Annotated in this window: 1 protein-coding gene; it reads right to left on the minus strand. The window is 39.8% G+C overall.

The window, feature by feature from the left end; genetic code table 11:
* Positions 1–782 (minus strand): tyrosine-type recombinase/integrase (locus ACFIKI_RS08400; RefSeq protein WP_375666755.1); only part of this gene is annotated, 782 nt, incomplete at both ends.

Raw genomic sequence — 782 nt, forward strand, 5'->3', positions numbered from 1 at the left:
GGGCAGGCTTCAATTTTATTGTCTCTCATATATTGAGCCATACACTTCTCAGCGAGGGGACCGCGACCTTTAGCAGAAAAAAAGAAATCATTACGAGAAAGCAATCGTGCTTGTTTTAAAATATCTAATGCTTCAGTTGATAAAGGCACGCGAAATTCTTTTGTTGTATCACGCTTGCCTTTCATATTTTCAGCAGGTATGGTCCATATATTACCCTCAACTTGATCTTTATGAATATGGCGTAAAGAATTTGTGCGAACACCTGTCAGAATAAGCAAACGCAAAGCCAGTTGTGTTATGGTTGATGCTTCACAGAGTGTTTTATAAAAAGCCGGCACATCTCTCCAATCCATGGCTGGTCTATTAGTGACCTTATGGCGTTGTTTTCCTAAGAGAGCTTTTGCTTTTTCTACAGCTTGTAAATCAACATCTACACCTAATGCAGCCGCATGTTTGAGACAAAGATTAAGACGTATCAATGCTGTTCGAGCAATTACAGCCTTTGTATGCCAAATGGGAGCAAGTGTATTGCGTATTTCTGTTTGTGTAATCTCAGAAACGGGTAAACAGCCTAATTTAGGGAGAATATGAAGGCGTAAAGGTGTAAACCATTTACCATTTTTACCGTCACCTTTTAATTCAGCTTTACGACTTTCAAAAGCATCTATGGCAATATCTTTTAAGTAATGGAGATTGCTTATTGCCTCACGCTTTTGTTTTTCACGTTCTTTAATAGGGTCACGCCCTTCACGTAAAACAGCCCGCCACCCAGTTGCCAATTC

Origin of the sequence: Bartonella sp. TT121SHDZB (assembly GCF_042193415.1) — a bacterium.
In the GTDB taxonomy this organism is placed as follows: domain Bacteria; phylum Pseudomonadota; class Alphaproteobacteria; order Rhizobiales; family Rhizobiaceae; genus Bartonella.